25 protein-coding genes are annotated in these 26306 nt (G+C 71.3%); 15 read left to right on the forward strand and 10 right to left on the reverse strand.

The window, feature by feature from the left end:
- Positions 1-10 precede the first annotated feature (10 nt).
- A complete protein-coding gene (aztA, locus tag ACIBH1_RS24625) occupies positions 11-688 on the forward strand; it encodes a zinc ABC transporter ATP-binding protein AztA (RefSeq protein WP_397316242.1) in 678 nt (225 codons plus the stop codon).
- Here the strand turns inward: aztA and ACIBH1_RS24630 are convergent.
- A complete protein-coding gene (locus ACIBH1_RS24630) occupies positions 662-1372 on the reverse strand; it encodes a hypothetical protein (protein ID WP_397316243.1) in 711 nt (236 codons plus the stop codon). The genes aztA and ACIBH1_RS24630 overlap by 27 nt on opposite strands.
- 71 nt (positions 1373-1443) lie before the next feature.
- Between ACIBH1_RS24630 and ACIBH1_RS24635 the strand changes: the two genes are divergently transcribed.
- On the forward strand, positions 1444-2940 hold the full coding sequence (locus tag ACIBH1_RS24635; protein WP_397316244.1) for a DUF4434 domain-containing protein: 1497 nt from the start codon (positions 1444-1446) through the stop codon (positions 2938-2940).
- Positions 2941-3211: 271 nt separating this feature from the next.
- On the opposite strand, the gene ACIBH1_RS24640 is transcribed toward ACIBH1_RS24635, so the two are convergent.
- Genes ACIBH1_RS24640 through ACIBH1_RS24650 form a run of 3 tightly spaced genes read right to left on the reverse strand, consistent with a single transcriptional unit; the run spans position 3212 to position 6130 of the window.
- A complete protein-coding gene (locus ACIBH1_RS24640) occupies positions 3212-4645 on the reverse strand; it encodes a glycoside hydrolase family 6 protein (RefSeq protein ID WP_397316245.1) in 1434 nt (477 codons plus the stop codon).
- 52 nt (positions 4646-4697) lie between these two features.
- Positions 4698-5618, reverse strand: a complete 921-nt coding sequence (locus tag ACIBH1_RS24645; protein WP_397316246.1) for a hypothetical protein — start codon at positions 5616-5618, stop codon at positions 4698-4700.
- The gene (locus tag ACIBH1_RS24650) at positions 5615-6130 is read right to left on the reverse strand and encodes a SigE family RNA polymerase sigma factor (RefSeq protein WP_397316247.1); all 516 of its coding nucleotides are present in this window, start codon (positions 6128-6130) and stop codon (positions 5615-5617) included. The genes ACIBH1_RS24645 and ACIBH1_RS24650 overlap by 4 nt, the downstream gene beginning before the upstream one ends.
- Positions 6131-6202: 72 nt before the next feature.
- On the opposite strand from ACIBH1_RS24650, the gene ACIBH1_RS24655 reads away from it, so the two are divergent.
- Genes ACIBH1_RS24655 through ACIBH1_RS24665 form a run of 3 tightly spaced genes read left to right on the forward strand, consistent with a single transcriptional unit; the run spans position 6203 to position 9463 of the window.
- Positions 6203-6592, forward strand: coding sequence for a hypothetical protein (locus ACIBH1_RS24655; RefSeq protein WP_397316248.1), 390 nt, complete (start codon positions 6203-6205; stop codon positions 6590-6592).
- 24 nt (positions 6593-6616) lie between these two features.
- Positions 6617-7912, forward strand: coding sequence for an MFS transporter (locus ACIBH1_RS24660; protein ID WP_397316249.1), 1296 nt, complete (start codon positions 6617-6619; stop codon positions 7910-7912).
- A 33-nt stretch (positions 7913-7945) separates the two neighbouring features.
- A complete protein-coding gene (locus ACIBH1_RS24665) occupies positions 7946-9463 on the forward strand; it encodes a serine/threonine-protein kinase (protein WP_397316250.1) in 1518 nt (505 codons plus the stop codon).
- Here the strand turns inward: ACIBH1_RS24665 and ACIBH1_RS24670 are convergent.
- Positions 9451-10158, reverse strand: a complete 708-nt coding sequence (locus ACIBH1_RS24670; protein WP_397316251.1) for a hypothetical protein — start codon at positions 10156-10158, stop codon at positions 9451-9453. The two genes, ACIBH1_RS24665 and ACIBH1_RS24670, sit on opposite strands and share 13 nt — an antisense overlap.
- A 120-nt stretch (positions 10159-10278) precedes the next feature.
- Between ACIBH1_RS24670 and ACIBH1_RS24675 the strand changes: the two genes are divergently transcribed.
- Positions 10279-10638 (forward strand): hypothetical protein, encoded by a 360-nt coding sequence (locus tag ACIBH1_RS24675; protein WP_397316252.1) that lies wholly within the window; start codon positions 10279-10281, stop codon positions 10636-10638.
- A gap of 9 nt (positions 10639-10647) precedes the next feature.
- Here ACIBH1_RS24675 and kstD read toward each other — a convergent pair whose 3' ends face one another.
- The 5 genes from kstD to ACIBH1_RS24700 all read right to left on the reverse strand — a co-directional run bounded on the left by kstD (position 10648) and on the right by ACIBH1_RS24700 (position 17158).
- Positions 10648-12387 carry a 3-oxosteroid 1-dehydrogenase gene (gene kstD / locus ACIBH1_RS24680; protein WP_397316253.1) on the reverse strand — a complete coding sequence of 580 codons (1740 nt, stop codon included), beginning with the start codon at positions 12385-12387 and terminating at the stop codon, positions 10648-10650.
- A gap of 86 nt (positions 12388-12473) precedes the next feature.
- Positions 12474-14309: a glycoside hydrolase family 127 protein gene (locus tag ACIBH1_RS24685; RefSeq protein WP_397316254.1), complete on the reverse strand. Its 1836-nt coding sequence runs from the start codon at positions 14307-14309 to the stop codon at positions 12474-12476.
- Entirely contained in the window at positions 14302-15066 is a 765-nt protein-coding gene (locus tag ACIBH1_RS24690) for a carbohydrate ABC transporter permease (protein WP_397316255.1), read from the reverse strand. The genes ACIBH1_RS24685 and ACIBH1_RS24690 overlap by 8 nt, the downstream gene beginning before the upstream one ends.
- A complete protein-coding gene (locus ACIBH1_RS24695; RefSeq protein WP_397316256.1) occupies positions 15063-16001 on the reverse strand; it encodes a carbohydrate ABC transporter permease in 939 nt (312 codons plus the stop codon). Before ACIBH1_RS24695 ends, ACIBH1_RS24690 begins: the two co-directional genes overlap by 4 nt.
- The gene (locus ACIBH1_RS24700) at positions 15998-17158 is read right to left on the reverse strand and encodes an ABC transporter substrate-binding protein (RefSeq protein WP_397316257.1); all 1161 of its coding nucleotides are present in this window, start codon (positions 17156-17158) and stop codon (positions 15998-16000) included. The genes ACIBH1_RS24695 and ACIBH1_RS24700 overlap by 4 nt, the downstream gene beginning before the upstream one ends.
- A 217-nt stretch (positions 17159-17375) precedes the next feature.
- On the opposite strand from ACIBH1_RS24700, the gene ACIBH1_RS24705 reads away from it, so the two are divergent.
- The 9 genes from ACIBH1_RS24705 to yjfF all read left to right on the forward strand — a co-directional run bounded on the left by ACIBH1_RS24705 (position 17376) and on the right by yjfF (position 26251).
- Complete coding sequence (locus tag ACIBH1_RS24705; protein WP_397316258.1) at positions 17376-18389, forward strand: LacI family DNA-binding transcriptional regulator; 1014 nt, start codon at positions 17376-17378, stop codon at positions 18387-18389.
- A 63-nt stretch (positions 18390-18452) separates the two neighbouring features.
- Entirely contained in the window at positions 18453-18965 is a 513-nt protein-coding gene (locus ACIBH1_RS24710) for a hypothetical protein (protein ID WP_397316259.1), read from the forward strand.
- 42 nt (positions 18966-19007) lie between these two features.
- Positions 19008-20084, forward strand: coding sequence for a dihydrodipicolinate reductase (locus tag ACIBH1_RS24715; RefSeq protein WP_397316260.1), 1077 nt, complete (start codon positions 19008-19010; stop codon positions 20082-20084).
- Entirely contained in the window at positions 20081-20560 is a 480-nt protein-coding gene (locus tag ACIBH1_RS24720; protein ID WP_397316261.1) for a carboxymuconolactone decarboxylase family protein, read from the forward strand. The genes ACIBH1_RS24715 and ACIBH1_RS24720 overlap by 4 nt, the downstream gene beginning before the upstream one ends.
- 26 nt (positions 20561-20586) lie before the next feature.
- Positions 20587-21420 carry a DUF72 domain-containing protein gene (locus tag ACIBH1_RS24725; RefSeq protein WP_397316262.1) on the forward strand — a complete coding sequence of 278 codons (834 nt, stop codon included), beginning with the start codon at positions 20587-20589 and terminating at the stop codon, positions 21418-21420.
- 168 nt (positions 21421-21588) lie between these two features.
- Positions 21589-22563, forward strand: coding sequence for an ABC transporter substrate-binding protein (locus ACIBH1_RS24730; RefSeq protein ID WP_397316263.1), 975 nt, complete (start codon positions 21589-21591; stop codon positions 22561-22563).
- A gap of 153 nt (positions 22564-22716) precedes the next feature.
- The gene (locus ACIBH1_RS24735; RefSeq protein ID WP_397316264.1) at positions 22717-24240 is read left to right on the forward strand and encodes a sugar ABC transporter ATP-binding protein; all 1524 of its coding nucleotides are present in this window, start codon (positions 22717-22719) and stop codon (positions 24238-24240) included.
- Positions 24237-25250 carry an ABC transporter permease gene (locus tag ACIBH1_RS24740; protein ID WP_397316265.1) on the forward strand — a complete coding sequence of 338 codons (1014 nt, stop codon included), beginning with the start codon at positions 24237-24239 and terminating at the stop codon, positions 25248-25250. The genes ACIBH1_RS24735 and ACIBH1_RS24740 overlap by 4 nt, the downstream gene beginning before the upstream one ends.
- A complete protein-coding gene (gene yjfF / locus ACIBH1_RS24745) occupies positions 25247-26251 on the forward strand; it encodes a galactofuranose ABC transporter, permease protein YjfF (RefSeq protein WP_181609734.1) in 1005 nt (334 codons plus the stop codon). The genes ACIBH1_RS24740 and yjfF overlap by 4 nt, the downstream gene beginning before the upstream one ends.
- Positions 26252-26306 lie beyond the last annotated feature (55 nt).

Raw genomic sequence — 26306 nt, forward strand, 5'->3', positions numbered from 1 at the left:
AAGGAGTGCGATGTCCGTCACCGTGCGAGAACTGACCGCCGGATACCGGAAACGCGCCGTCCTGCACGGGGTGAGCGCCCGGATGCCGGGCGGCGCCGTCACCGCCGTCGTGGGACACAACGGGTCGGGCAAGTCGACGCTGCTCGGCGTGCTCGCCGGGGTCATCGCCCCGATGGCGGGCACGGTGGACCTGGGCGCGGTGGAACTGCCCGGCGGCGACCGTCCGGGACTGGTGCTCCAGCGCAGCGCGGTGCCCGACTCGCTGCCGATCACCGTGCGCGAGACTGTCGCGATGGGGCGCTGGGGGCGGCGCGGGCCCTGGCGGCGGCTGACCGCCGCCGACCGCGAGATCGTTGACGACTGCCTGGCCAGGCTCGGCCTCACGGCGCTGGCCGGGCTGCCGCTCGCCACGCTCTCCGGCGGCCAGCGGCAGCGGGCGCTCATCGCCCAGGGGCTCGCTCAGGAGCCCGGCGTGCTCCTGCTCGACGAGCCCGTCACGGGGCTGGACGAGGCGTCACGGCGGGAGGTGGAGGAGCTCATGGCCGAGATCGCCGCCCAGGGGGTCACCGTCGTGCACGCCACGCACGACCCCGGCGCGGTCTCCCGCGCCGACCACTGCCTGCTGCTGTCCGAGGGGCGGCTGATCGCCGAAGGAACCCCGTCAGCCGTCGTCGCGGCCCACGTCTGACGGGCTCGACCTGGGGGTGACCGGGCGGGCGGCGGCCGCCCGGATGGCCGCCGTCCTCGCGTGAGCCGCGCGGGCGGCGCGGAAACGCAGCCACAGGTACCCGCCGATCCCGATGACCACCACCACGCCCACCGCCACCATGAGGGCGTACTCCCCGGTCGCCTCGGCGGCCGCGACGTTGCTGATCACCCCGACCACGATGAGCGCCACCACCGCGACCACGAGCATCGCGCACCCGAACAACGACGTCTCCTGGCCCGAAGGGGAGGCGCCCAGCAGGCCGGGCGGAGCCGGGGGAGCCTCCGCCACCGCCTCGGCGTACCGCCGCACCTCGCGACGCGCCAGCGCCAGCCCCGACAGCAGCGCCAGCACCGCGCACCCCGTCGCCGCCCACTGCGCCGTCCCGGCCCCGAACCCCGACCAGACCACCAGCGCGACCTGGCCGAGCAGCAGGACCGCCGGGATGGCGATCGCGGCCTTGACCATCAGCCCGATCGCCAGCACGCCGCCCCGCCAGATCCGGAACAACCAGAAGTACCAGACCAGAGTCCAGAAGCAGGCGACGAAGATCGCGAAGGGCGGGTTCTCCGCCGGCTGGGACACCATGGTCACGACCGCGCCCGGCCACACCAGGGCCAGGGCGGTGACCGCCAGGATCAGGACGAGGGGGCGAGGGGGACGCACGAGCGCCCACCCTAGCGGCGCGCGGCCTACCCGATCGAGACCCGGGTAGGATCCATCCCGAAGGGGTGGGTGTGCGACGACTTCTCACGGTGATCACCACGATGCTGGTCATCGCCGCCTGCCAGCAGGCTCCGGCCGAGCGGTTACCTCCGCCGCGAGCCGAGTGCGCCCCGCGTGACACGCGCGTCGTGGCGCCCTACCCGATCTCCGGCTACTGGGTGACGCCCGATCCCGACGCCTGCCGTACGAGAAGGACCGTCGAGGCCATGCACCGGCTCGGCGCCGACACCGTCATCGTCTCCGGCCCCCGGCTCGTGCCCGGCGCCCACCCGCAGGCAGGACCCGAGGTCGAGCGGGTCTTCACCTACGACGCTCAGGAGGAGTTCGGCCCCGCGCTGACCTCCTGCCCCGGACGCGACCGGGTGGAGGGCGAGGCCCGCCTGCTGTTCGTCCCGGTCGAGGGCACGTGCGAGTCGGGCCGGTACGACCTGATCGTCGTGCGGTCGCTCGGCGACGGCGTCGGCCACCTCGCACGCGAGGCCGCCGCGTTCGGGATGAAGCTCTACTCCGGCCTGCCCGCCGCGCCGCAGGACCCGGCCAAACCGTGGCTGCCCGACCTGACGGCGCTGCGGCCGCTGAGCGTGCTGACCGAGCTGATCCTCAAGGACTACCAGGCGGAGTACGGCACGCCGCCCGGCCTCTACCAGACCTTCGAGCTGGCCCTGCGCGAGCGCCACGACAACGATCCGATCATCGACCTCTACCGGGCCCAGCACCGCGTGGTCGCCCAGACCATGCCCGGCGCCACGCTGCTGCTCAGCCCCTACCTCGACGCCCGGCGCGGACGCGGATACGCGCCCAAGCTCGTCGCCCAGGGCATGCGCGACCTGGCCGCCACCCGCTCCGGCCTGCCGATGGTGATCGCCGCGCAGGACAGCCGCGGCACCGGCAAGGTCGGCGTCTTCACCCCCGACGAGGCCGCGGCCGCCCTCGACCCGAACCTGGAGCCGATCGTCGGCCCCGGCACGAACGAGCAGGCCTACCACGGCTCCACGCGCGACTACTTCCTCGAAGCCTCCCGCACCCGCCTCGACGGCGTCGAACTCTGGATGAACCTGGAGGTCTTCGAGCCGTCACCGCAGTCGGGCGCCTGCACGCGGCCGGTCCAGCCGCAACGCGGCCGCACCGTCAAGGACCGGGTCGACCGCCAGCTCTCGGCCGCCGCCGGGCTGGTCGCCAAGGTGATCTCCTACGCGTGGGACCCCTACCTGACCTGCGCGGAGGACTCCAGGAAGCCGCTCGGCGAGGAGATCACCGCCCGCTGGAACGAGCCGATCGTCTACTCCGCCGCCCGCTCCGGCGACGGCCTGGCCCTGAGCGGCCACCGCATCGAGGGCGCCCCGGTGACGATCTCCTACCGCGCCGCGGGCGGGCCGTTCACGACCGTCCAGGCCGCTGGCGCGGCCTGGGTGCCGTTCGCCCCCGCCGACGTGGACCCTCGCTGGCCCTGGATCAGGGTGAGCGCCGGCAACACCACGTTCTCGCTGCGCTGGGACGAGCGGCTGTAACCCTTCGGCTGGGCCTGCGGCGGGATCATCGGTCAGGGATGATCCCGCCGCGGGCGACCGGTCGGCGGTCAATCGTGTCGTGCGTTCGTGAACCCGGCCACTCGTTAACCGGGCCACGTGCCGACCGATGACCGCCGACCGGCGGGCTCGCCGGGTGCGGGCGCAGGGGCTCTGGTGAGCGCGCTCCGACTACACCTGGTACGCATCCGGCGAGCTCGTCTCAACGGGTCACGCGGCTCAACGGGCCACGCGTCTCACCGGGCCACGCGTCTCACCGGGTCACGCAGAGCAGGTCGGGCACGCCCGCCGTGCCGGAGACCGTGCCGATGAAGCCGAACGCGACGGTGTCACCCGCCTTGACGGCGCCGTTCCAGTCGGCGTTGCGGGCCGTGACCGTGTCGCCGTCCATGACGTGGACCGCGCTCCACAGCTGGGTGACCTTCTCGCCCTTGGCGAAGTCCCACTTCACGCCCCAGCCGGACAGGGCGGTGGAGGAGGTGTTGGTGATCGTCACGTCGGCGCGGAAACCGCCGGACCAGGAGTCCATGACACGGTAGCGGGCGGTGCAGCTCTTGCCGCCGGACGTCGCGGTGGGGGTCGCGGTCGGCTTGGGCGTGCTCGTGGGGGTGACCGTGGGCTTGGGAGTCGCGGTGGAGGTGGGCGTGGCCGTGGCGGTCGGGGTGGCGGTCGGGGTGGCGGTCGGGGTGGCGGTCGGGCTCACCGTCGGCTTGGCCGTACCGGTCGGGGTCGGCACGGGCCCGGCCGCGACGGCCAGGTCGTAGGCCCGCTGCGGCACGAACTGCCCGGCCCCCGCGATGCACCCGTCGGCCTCGCCCGGCAGCTTCACCCATAGGAACGCCGCGATCGACGCGTCACCCGTCTGGTCGGTGCTGGGCGTGCCGATCGCCCGGCCCGCCGGGTCGCACCACTCGCTGCCGAGCGGCCCGTTGCCGTTGCGGCTGGTGTCGACGACCGCCTTCAGCCCCGTCACCCCGGTCGCCGCGATGACCTTCTTGGCGTAGGCGATCTCGTCGGCGCTTGAGCGGTAGTTGGAGACGTTCGTCGAGATGCCGTCGAGGTCGGCCACCCCGGCGTCCTTCAGGCGCGCGGCCATCTCGGCGGGCGCGTGCCAGTTGGAGTGGGCGGCGTCGAGGTAGACCTTCGCCTGCGCGGAGGCGGCCTTGAGCTTCCTGCCCGCGTAGGCCATCGACTGCTTGGTCTCGGCCTGCTGCGCCGCGCTCTGGCAGTTCGACATCAGCGCGAGCACGTCCGGCTCCAGGATGATCGTCGCGGGGCGTCCCCGCAGACCGGCGGCCACCTCGTCGATCCACTGCCGGTAGGCGGCGTGGCTGGGCGCGCCGCCGCCGCTGGCGCCGCCGCAGTCGCGGTTCGGCACGTTGTACAGCACGATGATCGGGATCTTGCCCGCCGCGTCGGCGTCACCGGCGAACGAGTCGACCTGGGAGCGGACGGCGGCGGGGTTGTGCTGGGCGAACCAGCGGGCCTGCGGCACGGCGGCGATGCGGCTCTTGATCACGGCCGCGCGCGGGTCGCCGGCATTGGCCGCCACCCACCTGGTCGCCTGCGTCTGCGGGTCCACGTAGAAGGGCGACTCGGCTGCGTGCGCGGCGGCCTGGGAGGTGGCCAGGGGTACGGCCACGGCGGCCGCCAGCGCCAGCAGGGAGACGCGTGCTGTCAAGCTCATGCACCTGTGTGGTCCGGGGGCGGGGAAAGGTTGCCGCCCGAATCCAGAAATTTCAGTAATGCCCCGAGAGCCGGCCGCCGGGCACCACGACCAGGTAACTGTCGCCCGCCCGGCCGCCCTCGGCCCGCGGGCGGCGGTTGTACTGCGCGGCGAAGGTGTAGCTGCCGGGACGCACGATCCGGCCGTCCTTCAGCGTCCACCGGTAGACGATGGCGCCCGGCTCCTCGCGCACGCTCGCGGTGTAGTCGTCGCCCGGGAGGGAGGACCACAGGCCGGCCGGCGCCACGCCGGCGGCACGCTTGACGCGCATCGTCACGGCGAGCTCGGCGGCCTGCCCGTCGAAGGTGAGGACCAGGTTGTTCTGGGCCCAGTAGGGGTTGCTGTTCGGGTCGACCAGCGCCTGGGCCCGCACCCCGGGGGCGGCCGGCCGCTGGGTTGTCGGGGTGGGCTTGGCGGTGGGCGCGGGGGATGCCTGCTCCTGCGCCGACCGCGCGGTGCTGCGGGGGTCGGGCCGCCCCTCGGTGGCGGGCGACGCGGACGCGATGCTCGCGCTCGTCCCGGGTACGGCTACGGCGGGCGGTCCGGCGTCGGGCCCCGTCCCGGTCAACCACCAGGCCCCCACCGCGACGGCTGCCACGGCCGCAGCAGGCACCACGGCACCCCGCCACCGCCGCACCCCACGCCGCCGACCGGCGCCGCGCGCGCCGATCACCGCCTCCCCGGACCCGTCGCCGTGCACGCTTCTGGGCTCGCGGCCGGGCCCGTTGTCGAGCCGGTGGCCGGGCACGTCTCGCAGCGCACGGCCGTGCCCGTTTCCGCGGGCGGCACCGCCCCGCTCCTCGGGGGCGCCGTCGCCCGGCTCGAAGGAGCCGAACTCCGCCTCCAGGCGGGCCAGCATGCGCGAGCGCCCCGGCTCGTGGCGGACGGCCTCCTCGCGGAGGGCGTCGCGCAGCCAGCGATCGTCATCGTTCACGGCTGCCTCCCCTCGGCCATCGGCGCTGGTCGCAACATCGCCACCAGCTCCGCCGAAGCCTTCGACGTCTGGCTCTTGACGGTACCCACCGAGATCCCCAGCGCCTGGGCGGTGTCCTCCTCCGACAGGTCGAAGGCGTACCGCAGCACCACGCACGCCCGCTTGCGCACGGGCAGGCGCAGCAGGGCGCTGCGCACGTCGACCACGGCGGGGACGTCGGGGCCGTCGGCCTGGTCGAGCAGGCCGACGCCGCTGAGCCGTACCCGTTCCCTGATCACGCGCCGCAGCCGGTTGTTGGCGAGGTTGGTGACGATCCCGCGCACGTACGCCAGGGGGCTGGCGGTGGCCGTCACCCGGTCCCACTGGCTCCAGGCGGCGGCGAAGGCGTCTGCGGCCAGGTCGTCGGCGACGTCCGGGTCCCCGCTCAGCAGGTAGGCGAAGCGGGAAAGATCGCGGTGGTGCCGTTCGAAGAAGAGCCGGAACTCCTCGCGGGCACGGTGATCGGCGGCCATCGGGTGCCAGAGCCTAGCACCGGAGATACGCATGGGGCGGAAGTCGCGAAAAATCGGGATTAGGTTGGTCGCATGAAGGCTCGTTTCGCGTTACTGATGACGCTCGTCCTCGGCTCGGCCCTGCTCCTGCAGGCCCCTGCCCAGGCGGCGGCCACGACCAAGGTCTTCGGCTTCCTGCACGCCTCCAGCCAGGGCAGGCTGTGGTTCGCCAAGGGCAAGCTCTGGCCGCACCCGGAGTACGAAGCCTGGCAGTGGAAGCGCACCGGTAAGTGGAAGCGCTACCCGGTGGCAGGCGGCGCCAAGCTCTACGTCAACATCCTGGCCGGTCAGGCGCACCACAAGCGGGTCTCCTACTCCTGGCTGAACGGCCACCTCAAGCCCGCCTCCACCAAGGACCTCGGCTTCCACGTCTGGTTCCACAAGGGCAAGATCGTCAAGGTCAAGCAGGTCTATACGCCCTAACGGATACGGTATACCGTCGCGACCATGGAACCCGATCGACGTCAGCTCGTTCGGGCCGTGGTCGCTTCGGCGGTCGGGACCTCGATCGAGTGGTACGACTTCTTCCTCTACGGATTCGCCGCCAGCACCATCTTCGCCGAGCTCTACTTCCCCTCGGAAGAACCCACGACGGGACTGCTGCTCGCGCTGGCGACCTACTTCGGCGGATTCGCCGCCCGCCCGATCGGCGCGGCGATCTTTGGTCACTACGGCGACCGCATCGGCCGCAAGGCCACCCTCATCGTCACCCTGCTGACCATGGGCCTGTCGACCACGCTGGTCGGCCTCGTGCCCACCTACGAGCAGATCGGCATCTGGGGCGGCATCCTGCTGACCGTCCTGCGGCTGCTGCAGGGCATCAGCGTCGGCGGCGAGTGGGGCGGCTCGGTGCTGCTGGCCACGGAATGGGGCCGTTCGCAGGGCGGACGCCGCGGCTTCCTGGGCGCCTGGCCGCAGTTCGGCGTGCCCGTCGGCCTCGTGCTCGGCTACCTGGCGCTGCGCGTGTTCGAGCCGATCGACCCCTACTGGGGCTGGCGCATCCCCTTCCTGCTGAGCATCGTCATGGCCGCCATCGGCCTCTACATCCGCCTCGGCATCCTCGAGACCCCCGTCTTCGCCCGCGTCGTCGAGCGCAACCTCGTCGAACGTGTGCCCGTGCGCGAGGTGATCGTGCGCAACTGGCGGGAGATCATCTGGAGCGCCCTGCTGCGCACCGGCCAGCAGGCGCCCTTCTACATCTTCACCGTCTTCATCCTGACGTACGCCACCCGCACCCTCGGCTTCAGCTCCGACCAGGTCTACACCTACGTCATCGTCGCGGCGATCGTCTCGCTGTTCACCGTGCTGCTGTGGGGGTGGGTCTCCGACATCGTCGGGCGCAGGAGACTGTACGTGATCGGCGCCGCGGCCATGCTCGTGTGGTCGTTCGTCTACTGGCCGCTGCTCGACACCCGCGTGCCCGCGCTGGTCTTCCTCGCGATCGTGCTGGCCTGGCCCATCCACGACATCCAGTACGGCCCGCAGGCCACCTTCATCGCCGAGAGCTTCACCGGCCGCCTGCGCTACAGCGGCGCCTCGCTCGGCTACCAGCTGGCCTCCGTGACCGCGGGAGGGCCGGCGCCGCTGATCGCCGTCTGGTTGCTGGACACGTTCAAGAGCTCGTGGGCGATCGCCGTCTACATGGCGATCTGCTCGCTCATCAGCATCGTGGCGGCGCTCATGCTCAAGGACCGTTCCCAGCAGGACTACGCGAAGGAGTACGACGAGGCGGAAACCCGCTGACCGGGCCGACCGGCGCGATCTATACTCCAGGCCGTGACCTCCCGTGAAGAACGAGAGTCAGCGGGCCGCTTCGCCCTGTTGCGCAAGCTCGGGGCAGGGGCGTTCGCCACCGTCTACGAGGCGAGCGACACCCTGGGCGGCGCCGGGCGCGACGGCCTGGTCGCGGTCAAGGTCCTGGCCGAGCACGTGGCCGAGCGCCACGACCTGCGCAGGCGCTTCGCCGAGGAGGTCCGCATCCTGCGCACGGCCGACTCCCGCCACCTGGTGAAGGTCGTCGACGCCGACCTCGACGCCGACCGGCCGTACTACGCCATGACCCTGGCCAACGGCGGCACCCTGCAGAACCTGCTCGCCGACGGCACGCCGCTCCCCGTCGAGCGGGTCGTCGAGGTGGTCGAGCAGGTGGCCAAGGGCGTGCAGGCGCTGCACCGCGTCATGGCGGTGCACCGCGACCTCAAGCCCGCCAACGTCCTGGTCCACCACGAACGGGACGGGAGCGACCGGTATCTGGTGTCGGACCTGGGGCTGGCCAAGGAGTGGGCGGAGAGCTCGGGGTTCACCGTGTCGGCGGGGACGCCCGGCTACCGGTCGCCGGAGCAGCGGCGGCACGAGGCGAAGGACATCGACGCGCGCACCGACGTCTACGGGCTGGGGGCGATCACCTTTCACATGCTGACGGGGCGGGCGCCCGACGAGTACGAGCGGCTCGCGCCCAGCCGCCTGCGTCCCGAGCTGCCGCAGGCGGCGGACGAGGTGGTGCTGCGCGCCCTGGAGCCGGAACGCGACCGCCGCTGGCCGACGGCGCCCGCCTTCTCCGAGGCCCTGACCGCCGCCATCCACGGAGCCTCGGGAGCGGACGGCACTGCGGACGGCACTGCGGGCGGCACTGCGGGCGGCACTGCGGGCGGCACTGCGGACGGCACGGCCCTCTCCGCGGTAGGCGGCGGTGCGGCGGGCGGTGGTTCCGGAGCGGGCGGCAGTGGCCGGAAGCGGGTGTGGCTGTACGGCGGGGCGGGTGTGTCGCTGCTCGCCGTGATCGCCGCCGCCGTCTTCCTCGTCACCCGCTCCACCACCCCCGACCCCACCACCGCGCACCTGCGCGCCGGCACCGACATCCCCCGCCAGTACCACCAGGCCATCGTCACCGCCGGCACCTGGTGCCAGGTCGAGGGCCTGTCGCCCGCGCTCGTCGCCGCCATGCTGAAGGCCGAGAGCGGCTTCGACCCCGCCCTGGTCGACGACGCCATGAGCGAGTACGGCATCGCCCGCTGGACCCCGCGCGTCCTGATGGCCTACCTGCCGCCCGAGGAGCAGAACGAGACCGCCGCCAAGGAGGTCGCCTTCGACCCCGACCGGGCGATCACCGCGATGGGCGCGCTGATGTGCGCCTGGGGCGACAAGGTCGAGCAGGTCCCAGGCGACCCGTCGCTCAAGCTCGCCGCGGTCTATCGCACCAGCGCCGACACCCTCATCGAGGAGAAGGGCATCCCCGAGCGCCTGACCGGCTACGTCTCGAAGGTCGCCCGCTACCTGGCCGACTACCGTCCCTGATCGGGCGGCAACGCCTCGAGGTGCTCCAGCCGTACGAGGTCGAACCTGAGCGCCAGCGAGACGAGCGCGGCCCGCTGCCAGTCGGCCTTGCCCTGCCGTCCGTCCTGCTCCTCGGCCGGCCGCTTGACGCGCAGCTTCGTGGTCGAAAGGTAGTTGATGTGCCAGGCGACCGCGGTGGCGGTGAGCCCGATCCGGTCGGCGATCTGCGCGGTGGTGGGGATGAGCACCGAGGCCGGGTCGCGCAGCCGGGGCTCGCAGAGCGCGACCAGCACGGGGAAGTAGTTGGCCGTGGTGTCGAGCGAGTAGGCGATGACGGTCGAGCCCGCGCCGCCGTCGGCGGGCAGTTCGCTGTAGCTGTGTTCGGGCGCGAAGACCAGCAGCACGGGCCCGTCCTTGACCCCCGGCAGGCAGATGCGGCCGAACTCGAACGGGATGGGCGCCTCGGCCCGCCCCGGCGCGACCTTGACGAACTCGCCGCCGCCTTCGGGGTTCTCGACCACGTAGGTGGCCCGCCTGGACAGGTTCGACAACGTCCAGTGGTCGCGCACCGCCCTGATCACGCCGGCCGCGCGGGAGACCGACTGCACCGGCAGCACGATGTCGACGCCCGCGCCCCTGCCGAACACGACCTGCCGGCCCGCCTCCAGGTCCCAGACCTGGTCGGTGCCCTCCACCTGGACGATCACGGATCCCATGTCCCGCACGGTACCCCGCGGGCCCCGCCGGGTGTCCCTGGATCGTTCGAGGTACCGCTGCCGTGTCCGCCGCCGCAAGCTTGAGCACGTCAAGGCAGTACCTCACCGAAGGGGGCAACAATGCGCAAGGTTCTCGCGACGGCGGCCGTGGCGGCGCTGGCGATCGGGGGACTCGCCGGGTTCGCGGCACCGGCCGCCCAGGCGGCGGCGGCCAGTCACGGGTGCCCGTCGGGCGCCGTGTGCATCTACCCGGGGGCCGGCTGGAACGGTGACCGGCCGACGCATTCCTACTACAGCTACGGGGCGCACAACCTGCGGGACATGTACGGCGTGCACCGCGTGTTCAACAACCAGACCGACGGGGCGACGGTGCGCACCTGCACCGGCTACAACGGCTCCGGCTGCCAGGGCTTCATGGGCCCCGGCTGGTACATCGACAAGAACCTGACGCCGATCAACTCCATCACGCTGCAGCCGTAGCGCGGGGGCCTACATCGCCGCGGCCAGGTCGCCCGCGGCGATGTAGCCGAACGCCATCGCGGGCCCGAGCGTCGAGCCCGCGCCGGCGTAGCTGCGTCCCATGACGGCGCCGCTGGCGTTGCCCGCCGCGTACAGGCCGGGGATCACGGTGCCGTCGGCGCGCAGCACGCGGGCCCTGGCGTCGGTCCGCATGCCGCCCTTCGTGCCCAGGTCACCGGGCACGATCTTGAAGGCGTAGAAGGGCGGCAGCCAGAGCGGCGCCAGGCACGGGTTGGGCCTGACCCCCGGGTCGGCGTAGTAGCGGTCGTAGGCGCTGTCGCCGCGGTGGAAGTCGGCGTCCCTGCCCGCCAGCGCGAAGCCGTTGAAGCGGGTGACGGTCTGGCGCAGCGCCGACGACGGCACGCCGATCCTGGAGGCCAGTTCCCCGATGCTCCAGGCCTTGTGCACCGCGCCCGAGTCGTACCAGGAGTCGGGGAAGGGCAGCGTGGGCGCGATGTCCTTGAACAGGTAGCGGTTGCGGTAGTTCTGGTCGACGATCAGCCACGACGGGATGTGCGGGCCCGTGCTGTTGCGGTCGTACATCACGTGCACGACGTCGCTGTAGGGAGCGGCCTCGTTGACGTAGCGCACGCCCTGGCCGTTGACCAGGATGCAGCCGGGCAGGGTGCGCTCGGCCAGGCAGAAGTACGGCTCGCCGGGCAGCGGGATGGCCGGGCCCCACCAGGCGTCGTCCATGAGGTCGAGCGCCGCGCCCGCCGTCCGCCCGGCTCTGATGCCGTCGCCGGTGTTGGAGTCGGCGCCCACGGTCCAGTCGGTGCCGATCGGCTGGCGCTGGTATTCGGTGCGCATCGCCAGGTTGTGCTCGAACCCGCCCGAGCCGACGATCACGCCGCGGCGGGCCCGCATCAGCGTGCCGTCGCCGACCACGACCCCTGCCGCCCTGCCGTTCTCGAAGTGCAGCCCGGCCAGGGGCGTGTTGAGCAGGACGGGGACGCCCGCCGCGGCGAGCCCGGCGCGCAGGCCGCCGGCCAGCGCCTGCCCCATCGTCAGCGGGATCTCCCCGCGCGCCTTGGCGGCCACCCAGCGGGCGACGACCTCGGCGGCGACCGCCGTGCCCCTGGCGTTGACCAGCGCCAGGTTGAGCCAGCGGTAGTCGGCGCTGAAGACCACCGTGCCCTCGGGCACCGGGATGTAGGCGGGGTTGAGCCGGGCCAGTTCGGCGCCGAGCACCCTGCCGTCGAGCAGGTCGGGCTCGATCGAGCGGCCGCCGGGCAGGCCGCCGGGGAGCTCGGGATAGTAGTCGGAGTACCCCTCCATCCAACGGAAACGCAGCGGGCTGCTGGCCATCACGAAGCTGATCATCGCGGGACCCGCCGCCAGGAAGGCCTGCTGGCGGGCGGCGGGCACCTCGGAGCCGACGACCGCGGCGAGGTACTGCGCGGCCTTGGCGGGCGTGTCGGGCACGCCCGCCCGCAGGATGACCTGGTTGTTGGGGATCCAGATGCCCGCTCCCGAGCGTGCCGCCGAGCCGCCGAACGTGGCGGCCTTCTCGACCACGACCGCCGACAGGCCGAGCTTGGCCGCGCGCAGCGCCGCCGTCATGCCCGCCGCGCCCGAGCCGACCACCACGACGTCGTACTCGGCGACGCCCGCGTGGGCGCGGCCCGCGTTGAGGCCGCCCGTGGCGATCAGGGCTGTGGCTCCGGCGGCGCCTCGCAGGACCTCACGGCGGGTGCGTTTCACGGACACGACGGCTCCTTCCGGTGACTGCTGAGTCAGGGGAGGCACCTCGCGCCTGGCGCCGCATTTGAGCATGCGCTTGGTTGGGAACGCTGTCAATCGGCGGGCAACCAGATCCGCATGGTGGCCGGGCCCCTGTTGCCCCACCGGTGGTAGGGGATCAGGCGCAGCGTCGTGCTGCCGCCCGCGGCGGGAGAGCCGGGCGAGCCGTCGTACGGCCAGCCGTCGGGCGCCGGCGTCACCAGCCCGGCCTCGACCTCCAGCTCGACCACGCCGTCCGCCTCGTGCTCGGCCGGGGGCGCCTGCCGTACCGCGATGTCGGCCAGGGGAGGCAGGTCGCCGGGCGACTCGGCGCAGTAGACCAGGGGACCGCGCTCGACCGCGACGGTGCCGCGCAGGGCGTCGGCGCGATGGTCGGGGCGGGTCCAGCGCGGGGTCGTCGGCAGGTCGAGGTGGATCTCGTCGCCCGGCCGCCACGGTCCGGGCAGCGTGAGGTAGCCGGGACCGGCCTGGCCGCCCGCCGCACCCGCCGCACCGGGTGAACCGTCGTCAGGCCGGTGCACGCTGTAGCCCGCGTCCCGCGCCCAGGCGGGCACCCGCAGAGACACGGCGCCCTCGCCGCCCTCCAGCACGCGCACCCGCACGCCGCCCGACCACGGGTAACCGGTCTCCACCCGCAGAGCCATCCCCGCCCCCCGGACCTCGGCGGGAGTGTAATGGTGAACCTGCACCCCGCCGGCGTCGGTGGTGGCGACGTAGGCGGGCAGCGACGCGAGCGTGCGCGAGATGTTGCTCGGGCAGCACGACACGTCGAACCACGCCGAGCGCAGGCTCGCGGCGGCCGCGTGGCTGACCATCCCGTCGGCGGCGGGCGCGGCCACCCTGACCTGCAGCGGGTTGCTGTAGAAGAACGAGTGCCCGTCGAGCGCGACCGCCGTGGCCAGCACGTTGTACATGGTGCGCTCCGCCAGGTCGGCGTAACGCGCCCGGCCGGTGGCCAGCAGCAACCGGTGGCTCAGCATGATCGAGGCGATCCCGGCGCAGGTCTCGGCGTAGGCCCGGTCGGGCGGCAGCTCGAAGTCGTCGCCGAAGGCCTCGTCGGCGTGGCGCGATCCCATGCCGCCGGTCAGGTGGGTGCGGCGGGCCACGGTGCGCTCCCACTGGGCCTCGACCGCCGCCAGCAGTTCGGCGTCGCCCGTCTCGACCGCCACGTCCACCGCGCCGCTCGCCAGGTAGAGCGCGCGCACGGCGTGACCGCGCAGCACCCGCGCCTGCCGTACCGGGATGTCGTCCTGGAAGTAGGCGGGGCCGAAGGGGATCGTGCCCAGGGCGGGCAGGCCGCGCCGTTCGACCAGGCGCCTGGCCAGCTCCAGGTAACGTTCGGCGCCGGTGCTCCGGTACAGCTCGACCAGCGCCATCTCCAGGCAGGGATGGCCGTCGGTGCGGGTGCCCTCCACGAACACCTCGCACACGTGGTCGGCCGCCCGCCTGACGAGGGCGGTGAAGTCGTCCTCGCCGTGCGTGCGCAACCGGGCCACGCCCGCCTGGAGCAGGTGGCCGTAGCAGTAGAGCTCGTGACCCCACTCCAGGTCACGGTAGCGGTCGCCGCTCCAGCGCGTGTTGAGGTAGCCGTCGGCCTCCTGCGCCTGGACCACCACGGCCGCGAGCTCCTCGAAGCCCGGATGCCCCGCCCAGGCCATGCCCTCCAGCAACTTGTAGATCTCGGAGTCGGAGAACTCCCGGCCACGCCTGGGCTGCTCGCCGGTGAAGTTGGCGATCCAGCCCTCCTTCTCCATCCACTCCAGGCAGTGGTCGATGATCACCTCCCGGTCCAGGGCCAGCCGGTCACCCCAGAAACCCGGCGCGAGCCGTACGGATTCGAGACCGAGCGGGGACAGCAGGCCGGACGAGGGCAGGACGGGATCAACCACGCAGGGCTCCTGACATGAAACCGCGCACGTAATGGCGCTGGAGAAGGACGAACAGGATGAGGCACGGCAGTGCCATCGTCATGACCCCGGCCTGGAGCATGCCGTAGTCGATGGCGCCGAAGGTCTGCTGCGTCATGCTCACGACGGCCACCGGCAGCGTGAAGGAGGCGCCGTCGTTGAGCAGGATGAGCGGGGCGAAGAAGTCGTTCCACGAGGCCAGGAAGGCGAACAGCCCGACCGTGACCAGCGCCGGGCGTACGGCGGGCAGCAGGATGCGGGTGAAGGCGCGCAGCGTGCCGCAGCCGTCGACCAGCGCCGCCTCCTCCAGTTCGCGCGGCACCGCCTCGAAGGCGTTGCGCATCATGAACAGCGCGAACGGCAGCTGGAACATGACGAACACCAGCGACAGACCCAGCAGGCTGTTCTGCAGGCCGAGGTAGCCCAGCAGCACGTAGAGCGGGATCAGGATCGTGGCGTACGGCACCATCAGGATCGCCAGCGTGACCAGGAACAGCAGGTTCCTGCCCGGGAAGGGGAAGCGGGCGAAGGCGTAGCCGCCCAGCGCGGAGACGGCGAGCGTGCCCGCCACGGTCATCGACGAGACGGCCAGGCTGTTGCCCGAGTAGGTGGCGAGGCCCTCGCCGAACCGCGCCATCTCCAGGTAGTTGCCGGGCTCCTCCAGCGACGCCCAGCCGCTCCAGACCAGCGGGAACAGGAAGAGGATCGCCAGCGCCGACAGGGTGGTGTAGTACCTCATCTGACTCTCCTGAAGGCCAGCGCGTTGACGCTCACCAGCACCACGAGCAGCACCACCGACAACGCCGCCGCGCCCCCGAGGTCGAAGCGGAAGAACGCGTCGCGGTAGATCACCATCACCATGGAGACCGTGCTGTTGTCCGGTCCGCCGTTGGTGAAGACGAAGAACTGGTCGAAGGCGAGCAGCGAACCGGTGACGCTGAGCACCAGCATCAGGGCGACGGTGGGCCGCAGCAGCGGCAGCGTGATCTTGGTGAAGATCTGCCAGCGGGTCGCGCCGTCGGTCCTGGCGGCCTCGTAGACCTCGACCGGGATGGCCTGCAGGCCGGTGAGCAGGATCAGCATGTTGAACCCGGCGAAGCGCCAGAGCACCAGCGCGATCGTGGAGAACAGCGCCATGTTCGGGGTGCCGATCCACTTGACCGGCTCGTCGGTGACGCCCAGCGCCCGAAGCATCGGGTCGATCGGGCCGAAGTCGTTGTTGAGCATGCCGTAGAACAGCAGCGCCGCCGCGGCGAAGCCGACCGCGCCCGGCAGGAAGAACGCGGTGCGGAAGAAGCTCACCCCGGGACGCCGGTCCTGGACCAGCAGCGCCAGCCCCAGGGCCAGGGCCGACAGCAGGACCGTGGTGATCGCCGTGTACTTGAGCGTGAACAGCACCGCGTCGAAGAACAGCGGATTGTCGGGGATCTTGACGTAGTTCGCGGGCGCGTTGAGAGCCGCCGGGCCCAGCAGCGGCCAGCGGTTCAGCGACATCCAGCCGACCAGGACCAGCGGCACCACGAACAGCACGCCGACGATCAGCGCGGTCGGCGCGGCGTACACCCAGCCGAGGACGGCGCGCGAGCGCCACCGGGACCCGGGGCGCGGCCGCGCCTTGTGGGAGCGCCGCCGGGAAGATCCCTGCCCGGCGGCGCCGCTCGTCGTCATCGTCATTGCTGCAGAGACTTGGTGATCTCGGCGTTGAGCTGCGGCACCTTGGCGGCGTCACCGAAGACCGCCTCGCGCGCCAGGCGCAGCCACGGGCCCTGCGGGTCGTTGAAGGTCTGGCCGAACCGCAGCGCGAACGGGGTCTGGCCCTTGGCCACCAGCGAGTTGATCAGCACCACCCGGTCGTCGGCGGAGGAGTACTTGTTGCTGGCCAGGTCGGTGCGGGCGAGCACGTCCTTGTTCTTGGCCATCACCTCGACCTGCGCCTCGTCCGACACCGACCACGACAGGAACTCCCAGGCCGCGTCGGCGTTCTTCGTCGTGGACGAGATGCCGACGGAGTCGCCGCCGACGAAGGTGGACTCGCCGCCGTCGGGGCCGGCGATCGGCGCGACGCCGATCTTCATGTCGGCGGGCATGAGGCCGAGCGTGGTCGAGGGCATCGGCATGACGCCGATCTCGCCCTCGGGGAAGAAGCCGGTCCACGTCGGGCCCTGCTCCTCCTTGGCCGTCGCCCCGGTCGCGCCCTTGTCGTAGAGGTCGCGGTAGATCTTGAAGACCTCGGTCATGGCGGGCTGGTCGTTGAGCGAGGTGGTGCCCTGCTCGTCCATCACCTGGCCGCCGGCGGCCCAGACGGAGGGCCAGAAGGTGAACACGTAGCAGCCGCCGCAGTTGCCCCCGAAGAACGTGCCGCTGACCTTGCCGTCCTTGCCGAGCTTCTCGTCGATCGTGGCGGCGTGCTGGGCGAACTCCTTCAGCGACTTGGGTCCCTGCTCAGGGTCGAGCCCGGCCTTGGTGTAGAGATCCTTGTTCCAGAACCACACCGACAGGTCCAGGGTGTGCGGCAGCGTGTAGAACTTGCCGTCGAGCGTGCCGAGCTTCATGTGGCTGGGGGCCAGGCCCTGCTTGAACGGCAGCGCGTTCACGCGGTCGGTGATGTCCAGGAACAGTCCCTGGCTGGTGTAGTTGGGCACGAAGATCACGTCGGCGGCGAAGATGTCGGGCAGCTGCTTGGCGCCCGCGGCGGCGGCGATCCTCGGCTGGTAGTTGTCGGTCGGGATGACCGTCAGTTTGACCTGGTTCTTGTGCGAGCTGTTGTACGCCTTCACGAGGCGTTCGCTCTGTGCCTGCGTGGCGGCTCTGGTCCACATCGTGATCGTCACCGGCTCCGCGGCGGCGCTCTGCTGCGGTCCTCCGCCCGCGGGCGGCGTTTCTGACTGGCCACAGGCGGCCAGTGATGTGAGCGCTAACAGACCGACCAGCGCGATCCGTCGGGGTGAAAAAGGATGCATGACGTTCCTTCCGGCGTCCCCCGCTTGTTAAAGGTTTTCGAAACATAGGAGACATACTTCAGGGTGTCAACGGAGTAGGCTGGTAACTGTGGCGAAAAGGATTTCGAGAATCACCATCGGCGACGTGGCCGCCCTCGCGGGTGTGTCCGTAGCGACCGCGTCCAAGGCACTCAACGGCAAGCACGACGTGCGCGCCGAGACGCGTGACCGGGTCCTCGCCGCCGCCGAGGAGCTGTCGTTCCAGCCCAACGCCCTGGCCCGCGGCCTGCTGTCAGGCCAGACACGCACGGTCGGGCTGCTGACCAGCGACAGCGTCGGCCGCTTCGGCATCCCCGTGCTCCTCGGCGCGGAGGACGCCTTCGGGGCGGGCAAGATGGCCGTCATGCTGTGCGACGCCCGCGGCGACGCCATCCGCGAGCAACACTACATCCGCACCCTGCTCGCCCACCGGGTCGACGGGCTCATCGTGGTCGGCGAGAGCACCGACATCCGCCCCTCCATCAGCCGCGACCTGCCCGTCCCCGTCGTCTACGCCTACGGCGCCTCCGACAGCCCCGACGACGTCTCCTTCGTCCCCGACGACGTCGATGGCGCCGGCCAGGCCGTGCGCCACCTGGTGGCCATGGGCCGGCGGCGCATCGCCCACATCACCGGGCCCATGGACTACAAGGCCGCCGTCGACCGGGCCGAGGGCGTACGGCTCGCGCTGGAGGCCGCCGGGCTCGCCCAGACCGGCCAGACCCTCTCGGGGCCGTGGTCGCAGCGCTGGGGGCGGCACGCCGCCGAGATGCTGCTCATGGCCGAGCCCGAGGTCGACGCCGTCTTCTGCGGCAGCGACCAGATCGCCGCCGGCTTCGTCGAGGCCGTGCGCGAACGCGGCAGGCGGGTGCCCGACGACATCGCGGTGGTCGGCTACGACAACTGGGAGGTGCTGTCCACCGAGTCGCGCCCGCCGCTGACCACCGTCGACATGAACCTCGAGACCCTCGGGCGAACCGCCGCCCAGCACCTGTTCGCCGCCATCGACGGCAGGGCCACGCCCGGCATCCACCGCATGCCGTGCCGGCTGGTCATCCGGGACTCGACCGCGCCGGCCTATTGATGATCCTGTGGGGTGGCTGTGAGTTCCGCCCCGCTTCGCCGGGCTGAGGCTAGAGTGCCCGGCATGTTTCTCAAGGTACTGAGGGTCGTGTTGATCGTGGCGGGGCTGGGGGTGCTGGGATTCTCGGCCTATCTGGCCGACACCGAGGTGGAGAACACCACCCAGCTGGTCCCTCGCAACGTGACCTGGGACTGCAGGCCGGTGGGGACCAAGGGGGAGTCGACGTGCCAGTTCGACGCGGGGGCCTTCACCGGGAGCGGGCCCGACGTGAAGGGGCACGGGGAGGTCGTGCTGTACGGGATGCTCGGGCTCGGGCTGCTGGTGGCGGCGGTGGGGGTGGGGCAGTTCCAGTCCCAGGGCTCCGGCGGCACTCGCGCGGCGACCGCCCAGCCTTCCGCCCAGCCTTCCGCCCAGCCTTCCGCCCAGCCTTCCGCCCAGCCTTCCGCCGGGCCGTACGGCGTGACCCAGCAGCCCATGCCGCCGCAGGGCCATCCAGCGCCCCAGGGGCAGCAGTACGGCGGGCCGTACCAGCAGGGGCAGCCGCAGCCGGGAGGATGGCCGCCGCGGCAGCAGTGAGACCGCTGTACACCGAACCAAGCGCTTGCTACGCTCCGAGGCATGATCTCCACGCTGGTCTGGGGCACGGGCAACGTCGGCCGGGCGGCGATCCGCGCCGTGGCGGCCCATCCCGAATTACGCCTGTCCGGAGTGCTGGTGCACAACCCCGCCAAGGTCGGGCGTGACGCGGGCGAACTGGCCGGGCTCGACGACGCCCTGGGCGTGATCGCCACCGACGACGTGGCGGCGGCCCTGGGCGAGACCGGAGCCGAGCGCCCGCGCGCGGTCGTCTACGCCGCCTCCGGCGACATCCGGCCCGACGAGGCGCTCGCCGACGTCACCAGGGCGATCAGGGCGGGCGCGGTGGTCGTCACCCCCTCCCTCTACGCCCTGTACGACCAGCGCAACGCCCCGCCCGAGATGCGCGAGACGGTCCTGGCCGCCGTCGCCGAGGGCGGCGGCTCCCTGTTCGTCTCCGGCGTCGACCCCGGCTGGGGCAACGACATCCTGCCCGCCCTGATCAGCGGGCTCGGCGGCACCATCGACGTGGTCCGCTGCCAGGAGATCTTCGACTACACCACCTACGACCAGGAGGAGTCGGTCCGCTACCTGGTCGGCATGGGCCAGCCCATGGACTACGAGCCGCCCATGCTCGCCGCGACCGTCCCCACGATGGTCTGGGGCGGCCAGGTCAGGCTGATCGCCCGCGCGCTCGGCGCCGAGATCGAGGAGATCCGCGAGAGCGTCGACCGCAGGCCGCTGGAGAGCACGGTCTCCACCAAGCGCATGGGCGACTTCGAGGCCGGCACCCAGGGAGCGGTGCGCTTCGAGGTCCAGGGCATCGTCGGCGGCCGCCCCCGGATCGTCGTCGAGCACGTCACCCGCATCCACCCCGCCTGCATGCCGTCCTGGCCCGTCGCCCCCGACGGCGCCGACGGCGCGCACCGCGTCATCATCGAGGGCCGGCCGCACATCGAGGTCTCGGTCCAGGCGCTCGACGAGGACGGCAACAGCTCCGCCGGCGGCAACGCGACCGCCGTCGGCAGGCTGGCCCACGCCATCGCGTGGCTGATCGAAGCGGAACCGGGCCTCTACGACGGCCTGGACGTCCCCCTGCGCCCCGGGAGGCTCTCGTGAACGTCGACATCCCGCAGGGCCGCGACCCCATCGAGTACGTCTGGGGCGAGATGGTCCCCGGCATCGGCCCGGCCGCGGCGAACTTCTCGCTGGCCGTCTACGCGCACACCACGCTGGGGCTGCGCGAGTTCGAGGCGGCCAGGCTGCGGATCGCGCAGATCAACGGCTGCGTCTTCTGCCTCGACTGGCGCACCGAGCGCGACGGCGAGAAGGTCGAGGAGGGCTTCCTCGACGCGGTGTCGGAATGGCGCACCACCACGCTGTTTGACGAGCGCACCCGCCTGGCCGCCGAGTTCGCCGAGCGGTACGCGCTCGACCACCACGGGCTCGACGAGGAGTTCTGGGCCAGGATGGGCGCGCACTACGACCAGCGCGAGGTGGTGGAGCTGTCGATGTGCCTGGGCTCGTGGCTGGCCTTCGGGCGGCTCAACCGCATCCTCGGCCTTGACACCATGTGCATGCTGCCGCGTCGCTGACCGGATGTGCCGATAGCGTGGCGTTCATGCGGCTTCATGTGGGATGCGCGATGTGGACGCACGCGGCCTGGCCGGGTCACACGCTTCCGCCCGGCGAGCGGCTGCGCTCCTACGCCTCCCGGTGCACCGCGGTCGAGGGCAACACGACCTTCTACGCCATTCCCTCCCGGGCCACGGTCGAGACCTGGGCGAGCCAGACGGATCCCGGCTTCCGCTTCGTGGTGAAGCTGCCCAAGATCGTCACCCACGAGCGGCGCCTGACCGGCGTCGACGTCGAGATGCGCACCTTCCTCGACGCGATCGAGCCCCTGGGTGAGCGGGTCGAGGCGCTCTGGGTGCAACTGCCCGGCTCCTTCGGTCCCGGCGACGTCGCGGTGCTGGAGAGGTTCCTGCGCCGCATCCCGCGGCCCTACCGCTCGGCCGTCGAGGTGCGTCACCGGGCCTTCTTCTCCGACGCGGGGGAGGAGCGGCGGCTGGCGCGGGCGCTGAACGGCGCCGAGTGGGTGCCGTTCGACACCACCACGCTCTTCGCGTCCCCGCCGACCAGCGACGCCGAGCGCGAGGCGTGGACCAAGAAGCCGCGTGTGCCGCGCCGTGCCGAGGCCCTCACCGACCGGCCGATCGTGCGCTACCTCGGGCGCGACGACACCGGCCTGACCGTCGAGGGCTGGAGGTACTGGGTGGAGGTGGCCGCCGCCTGGCTGGGCGAGGGCCGCACGCCCACGATCTTCATCCACACGCCCGACAACGCCCAGGCCCTTGACCTGGCCCGCCGCTTCCACGACGAGGTACGGGCGCGGGTGCCGGGGCTCGAACCGCTGCCGGAACCCGTCGAGGTCGAGCCGCCCACGCTCTTTTAGGAGCGAACGGGCAGGTCGCGCCCGCGTGACCGGACCGTGATGCCTGGAAACCTTGACGTGATGTGTTGTTAACGTTCACAGTCGACCCAAGCCAGGAAGAGCTAGCCGATCAATGCCAGGCTCCGGCCTGATGTCTGTTAGCGCTCACACATGAAGGGAGTTCCTCGCGTGTTGAAGAGGATCTCGGCACTGGTACTCGCCGCCGTCCTGACGGCCTCCTGTGGCAGCGAGGGCGGCACGACTGCCACCACCGGCTCGGGCGATGACACCATCACGATGGGCTTCTCCCAGGTCGGCGCGGAAAGCGGCTGGCGCACCGCCAACACCAAGTCCGTCCAGGACTCCGCCAAGAACGCGGGCGTGACCCTGAAGTTCTCCGACGCCCAGCAGAAGCAGGAGAACCAGATCAAGGCCATCCGCTCCTTCATCCAGCAGAAGGTCGACATCATCGCCTTCTCGCCGGTGGTGGAGTCGGGCTGGGACACCGTGCTCCAGGAGGCCAAGCGCGCCAACATCCCGGTCATCCTCACCGACCGGGCCGTCGACTCCGCGGACACCACCCTCTACAAGACCTTCCTCGGATCCGACTTCGTCGAGGAGGGCAAGAAGGCGGGCCAGTGGCTGGTCGAGGAGTACAAGAGCTCCACCGACCCGGTCAACGTCGTCGAGCTCCAGGGCACCACGGGTTCGGCCCCGGCCAACGACCGCAAGGCGGGTTTCCTCGAGGTCGTCGGCGCCGATCCCAAGTTCAAGATCATCGCCTCGCAGACCGGTGACTTCACCCGCGCCAAGGGCAAGGAGGTCATGGAGGCCTTCCTCAAGTCCAACCCCGACATCGATGTGCTCTACGCGCACAACGACGACATGGGACTCGGCGCGATCGAGGCCATCGAGGGCGCCGGCAAGGTGCCCGGCAAGGACATCAAGATCATCACCGTCGACGCGGTGAAGGACGGCATGCAGGCGCTCGCCGACGGGAAGATCAACTTCATCGTCGAGTGCTCCCCGCTGCTCGGCCCGCAGCTGATGGACCTGGCCAAGAAGGTCCTCAAGGGTGAGCAGGTGCCGACCCGCGTCGTCACCGAGGAGACCACCTTCACGCAGGAGCAGGCGAAGGAAGTCCTGTCCACCCGCCAGTACTGATCCGCCCCGCCGTACGCGGCCTCCGGTGGTCCGTACGGCACGCATGGGTCACCCCCATCCGCCGCGCCCGGCCGGCCTCCGTCCAGGGAGACGGCCGGCCGGCGCGCGGGCGGGGCGCCGCGACGCGGAGCGAGGAAGAAGAAGAGGAATGCGGTGAGTGGCGAGACGGAGCCCTTGACTGGGCCGATCCTGCTGATGCGGGGCATCGGCAAGCAGTTCCCCGGAGTGACGGCGCTCGACGGCGTCGACTTCCGGCTGCTGCCCGGAGAGGTGCACGCCCTGATGGGGGAGAACGGCGCCGGCAAGTCCACCCTGATCAAGGTCCTGACCGGGGTGTACGAGATCGACGCGGGCACCATCGAACTGGCCGGGCAGCAGGTGGCCTTCTCCAGCCCGCTGGCCGCCCAGCAGGCCGGGATCAGCACGGTCTACCAGGAGGTCAACCTCTGCACGAACCTCTCGGTGGCCGAGAACATCTTCATCGGCCGAGAGCCGCGCCGCGGGGGCCGCATCGACTGGAAGCGCATGCGCGCCAGGGCGAGCGAGCTGCTGGCCGGGCTCGGCCTCGACCTGGACGTGTCGTCGCCGCTGTCGAGCCACTCGCTGGCCGTGCAGCAGATGGTCGCCATCGCCCGCGCGGTCGACATCGAGGCGCGGGTCCTGATCCTGGACGAGCCCACCTCCAGCCTCGACGCGGGGGAGGTGGAGCAGCTGTTCGACGTGATGCGCGCCCTGAAGGCGCAGGGCATCGCGATCCTGTTCGTCTCGCACTTCCTCGACCAGATCTACGAGATCGCCGACCGGATGACGATCCTGCGCAACGGTCGGCTCGTGGGTGAGTACCTGACCCGCGAGCTGCCGCAGGTCGAATTGGTCGCCAAGATGATCGGCCAGGCGCTGGCCGACCTCGAGAAGCTCCACGGCGAGGCCAGGGCCTTCGACCGGCCGCTGGTGCAGGCGCAGGAGCTGGGCCGCGCCGGGGCCGTCGAACCGTTCACCCTCACCATCCACGAGGGCGAGGTGGTCGGACTCGCCGGGCTGCTCGGCTCCGGCCGTACCGAGGCGGCGCGGTTGCTGTTCGGCGCCGACCACGCGACCGGCGGCCAGATCGTCTACGGCGGCGAGCCCGCGGCGCTGCGCTCGCCCCGCGCTGCGATGCAGCGCAAGATCGCGTTCCTGTCGGAGGACCGCAAGCGCGACGGCCTGGTCCCCGACCTCACCGTGCGCGAGAACATCATCCTGGCGCTGCAGGCCACCCGCGGCTGGACCAGGCCCGTGCCGCGAGAGCAGCAGGAAGCCCTCGTCGCCAAGTACATCGCCGCGCTGAAGATCAGCCCGGCCCACCCCGAGATCCCCGTGCGCAACCTGTCGGGCGGCAACCAGCAGAAGGTCCTGCTGGCCCGGTGGCTCATCCTCGAACCCCGGCTGCTCATCCTCGACGAGCCCACCCGCGGCATCGACGTCGGGGCCAAGGCCGAGATCCAGCGGCTCGTCGTCGAGCTGTCCGACGGCGGCGTCGCGGTGCTGTTCATCTCCGCCGAGCTCGAAGAGGTGCTGCGGCTCAGCCACAAGGTGGGCGTGCTGCGCGACCGGCGGCTCGTGGCGGTCCTGCCCAACGACGACGAGCTGACCACGGAGGCGCTCATGGAGACGATCGCCCAGGGAGGCGCGAGATGAGGCGCCTGCTCTGGCCGCTGGTGATCCTGGCGCTGCTGCTCCTGGTGAACGTGCTCTTCACCCCGAACTTCCTGTCGATCCAGATGCGCGACGGCCACCTGTACGGGAGCCTGATCGACATCCTGCGCTTCGGCGCCCCGCTCATGCTGGTCTCGCTCGGCATGACCCTCGTCATCGCCACCGGCGGCATCGACCTGTCGGTCGGCTCGGTCGTGGCCATCTCCGGCGCGCTGGCGTGCCTGCAGATCAGCCAGGACGCCGGCGTCGCCTGGGCGGTCGCCCTGGCCCTCGGCCTGTCGGTGGTGCTCGGCGCCTGGAACGGCTTCCTGGTCGCGACCGTCGGCATCCAGCCGATCATCGCCACCCTCATCCTCATGGTCGCCGGGCGCGGCCTGGCCCAGCTCATCACCGACGGGCAGATCATCACGATCGTCAACCCCGCCTACAAGCTCATCGGCGGCGGCTACCTGCTCGCGGTGCCGTTCGGGATCCTGCTGGTCCTGGCGGTGCTGGCGGTCACCGCCTTCCTCGTCAGGAGGCTGGCGCTTGGCCTGCTCATCGAGGCGGTCGGCGGCAACGCCGAGGCCAGCAGGCTCGCCGGGGTGCGCTCGAAGGGCATCATCATCGTCGTCTACGCCTTCGCCGCGCTGTGCGCGGGGCTGGCCGGGCTGATGATCAGCTCGAACGTCTCCAGCGCCGACGGCAACAACGCCGGGCTCTGGGTCGAGCTCGACGCCATCCTCGCGGTCGTCATCGGCGGCACCTCGCTGCTGGGCGGGCGCTTCTCGCTCGGCGGCACGATCCTGGGAGCGCTGATCATCCAGACGCTCACGACCACCATCTACTCCATCGGCGTGCCGCCGGAGACGACGTTGCTGTTCAAGGCGCTCGTGGTCACCGCGGTCTGCCTGATCCAGTCACCGGCCTTCCGGGCCAAGGTCCTCGGCCGCCGCAGACGGCCCCCAGCACCCGGCCCGGTGCCGGGGGAGAAGGTGCGGGTGTCGGCATGAGCATCGCCACCTTGCCCAAGGCCACCGCGGCCACCCTCACCAACCCGCGCTACGTGCCCGTGCTGGTGACGTTCGGGCTGTTCCTGGCCATGTTCGTGGCCGGAGGGCTGCGTTACGAGGGCTTCTTCAGCGGCCAGATCATCCTGAACGCCTTCATCGACAACGCCTTCCTGCTGGTCGTCGCCGTCGGCATGACCTTCGTCATCCTGACCGGCGGCATCGACCTGTCGGTCGGCTCGGTGGTGGCGCTGTCGACGATGATCGCCGCCAGCCTGATGGCCGGCCCCGGCTGGCCGCCGTACGTGGTGGTGCCGCTGGTCCTGCTGATCGGAGCGACGCTCGGCGCGGTGATGGGCTTCATCATCCACGTCTTCGAGATCCAGCCGTTCATCGTCACCCTCGCCGGCATGTTCCTGGCCCGCGGCCTGTGCTACACGATCGGCACCGACTCCATCAAGATCGACGACCCGACCTTCACCGCCTTCGCCCAGACGCAGATCGACCTGTTCGCCGGACTGTGGATCTCGCCGAGCGTGCTGATCGCCCTGGCCGTGGTGGCCGTCGGCGCCTACGTCCTGCACTACACGCGGCTCGGGCGCAGCGTCTACGCGGTCGGCGGCAGCGAGCAGTCGGCGCTGCTCATGGGCCTGTCCGTGGGCCGGACCAAGATCGCGGTCTACACGATCAGCGGGTTCTGCTCGGCGCTCGGCGGCGTGCTGCTGTCGTTCTACATGCTGTCCGGGTACGGCCTGCACGCGGTGGGCATGGAACTCGACGCGATCGCCGCGGTCGTCATCGGCGGCACCCTGCTGACCGGAGGATCGGGACTGCTCATCGGCACCGTGCTCGGCGTGCTGGTGCTCCATCTCATCCAGACCATCATCAGCTTCGAGGGCACGCTGAGCTCCTGGTGGACGAAGATCTTCATCGGGTTGCTGCTGTTCGTCTTCATCCTGCTGCAGCGGGTCTTCTCCATGCGCCGCCCCCGGCGCTCGCCATGACCGAGTGCGTCCTTTCTACGGCAGAATTGGGGCAGTCCAGCGAAAGGAACATCTG

The sequence above is a fragment of the Nonomuraea sp. NPDC050663 genome (genome assembly GCF_044456985.1).
In the GTDB taxonomy this organism is placed as follows: Bacteria; Actinomycetota; Actinomycetes; order Streptosporangiales; family Streptosporangiaceae; genus Nonomuraea.

Coding starts and splice junctions, on each gene's coding strand:
- aztA (WP_397316242.1), top strand. CDS start 11: ATGTCCGTCACCGTGCGAGAACTGACCGCCGGATACCGGAAACGCGCC.
- ACIBH1_RS24640 (WP_397316245.1), bottom strand. CDS start 4,645: ATGAGCTTGACAGCACGCGTCTCCCTGCTGGCGCTGGCGGCCGCCGTG.
- ACIBH1_RS24650 (WP_397316247.1), bottom strand. CDS start 6,130: ATGGCCGCCGATCACCGTGCCCGCGAGGAGTTCCGGCTCTTCTTCGAA.
- ACIBH1_RS24655 (WP_397316248.1), top strand. CDS start 6,203: ATGAAGGCTCGTTTCGCGTTACTGATGACGCTCGTCCTCGGCTCGGCC.
- ACIBH1_RS24660 (WP_397316249.1), top strand. CDS start 6,617: ATGGAACCCGATCGACGTCAGCTCGTTCGGGCCGTGGTCGCTTCGGCG.
- ACIBH1_RS24670 (WP_397316251.1), bottom strand. CDS start 10,158: ATGGGATCCGTGATCGTCCAGGTGGAGGGCACCGACCAGGTCTGGGAC.
- ACIBH1_RS24675 (WP_397316252.1), top strand. CDS start 10,279: ATGCGCAAGGTTCTCGCGACGGCGGCCGTGGCGGCGCTGGCGATCGGG.
- ACIBH1_RS24690 (WP_397316255.1), bottom strand. CDS start 15,066: ATGAGGTACTACACCACCCTGTCGGCGCTGGCGATCCTCTTCCTGTTC.
- ACIBH1_RS24695 (WP_397316256.1), bottom strand. CDS start 16,001: ATGACGATGACGACGAGCGGCGCCGCCGGGCAGGGATCTTCCCGGCGG.
- ACIBH1_RS24710 (WP_397316259.1), top strand. CDS start 18,453: ATGTTTCTCAAGGTACTGAGGGTCGTGTTGATCGTGGCGGGGCTGGGG.
- ACIBH1_RS24715 (WP_397316260.1), top strand. CDS start 19,008: ATGATCTCCACGCTGGTCTGGGGCACGGGCAACGTCGGCCGGGCGGCG.
- ACIBH1_RS24725 (WP_397316262.1), top strand. CDS start 20,587: ATGCGGCTTCATGTGGGATGCGCGATGTGGACGCACGCGGCCTGGCCG.
- ACIBH1_RS24740 (WP_397316265.1), top strand. CDS start 24,237: ATGAGGCGCCTGCTCTGGCCGCTGGTGATCCTGGCGCTGCTGCTCCTG.
- yjfF (WP_181609734.1), top strand. CDS start 25,247: ATGAGCATCGCCACCTTGCCCAAGGCCACCGCGGCCACCCTCACCAAC.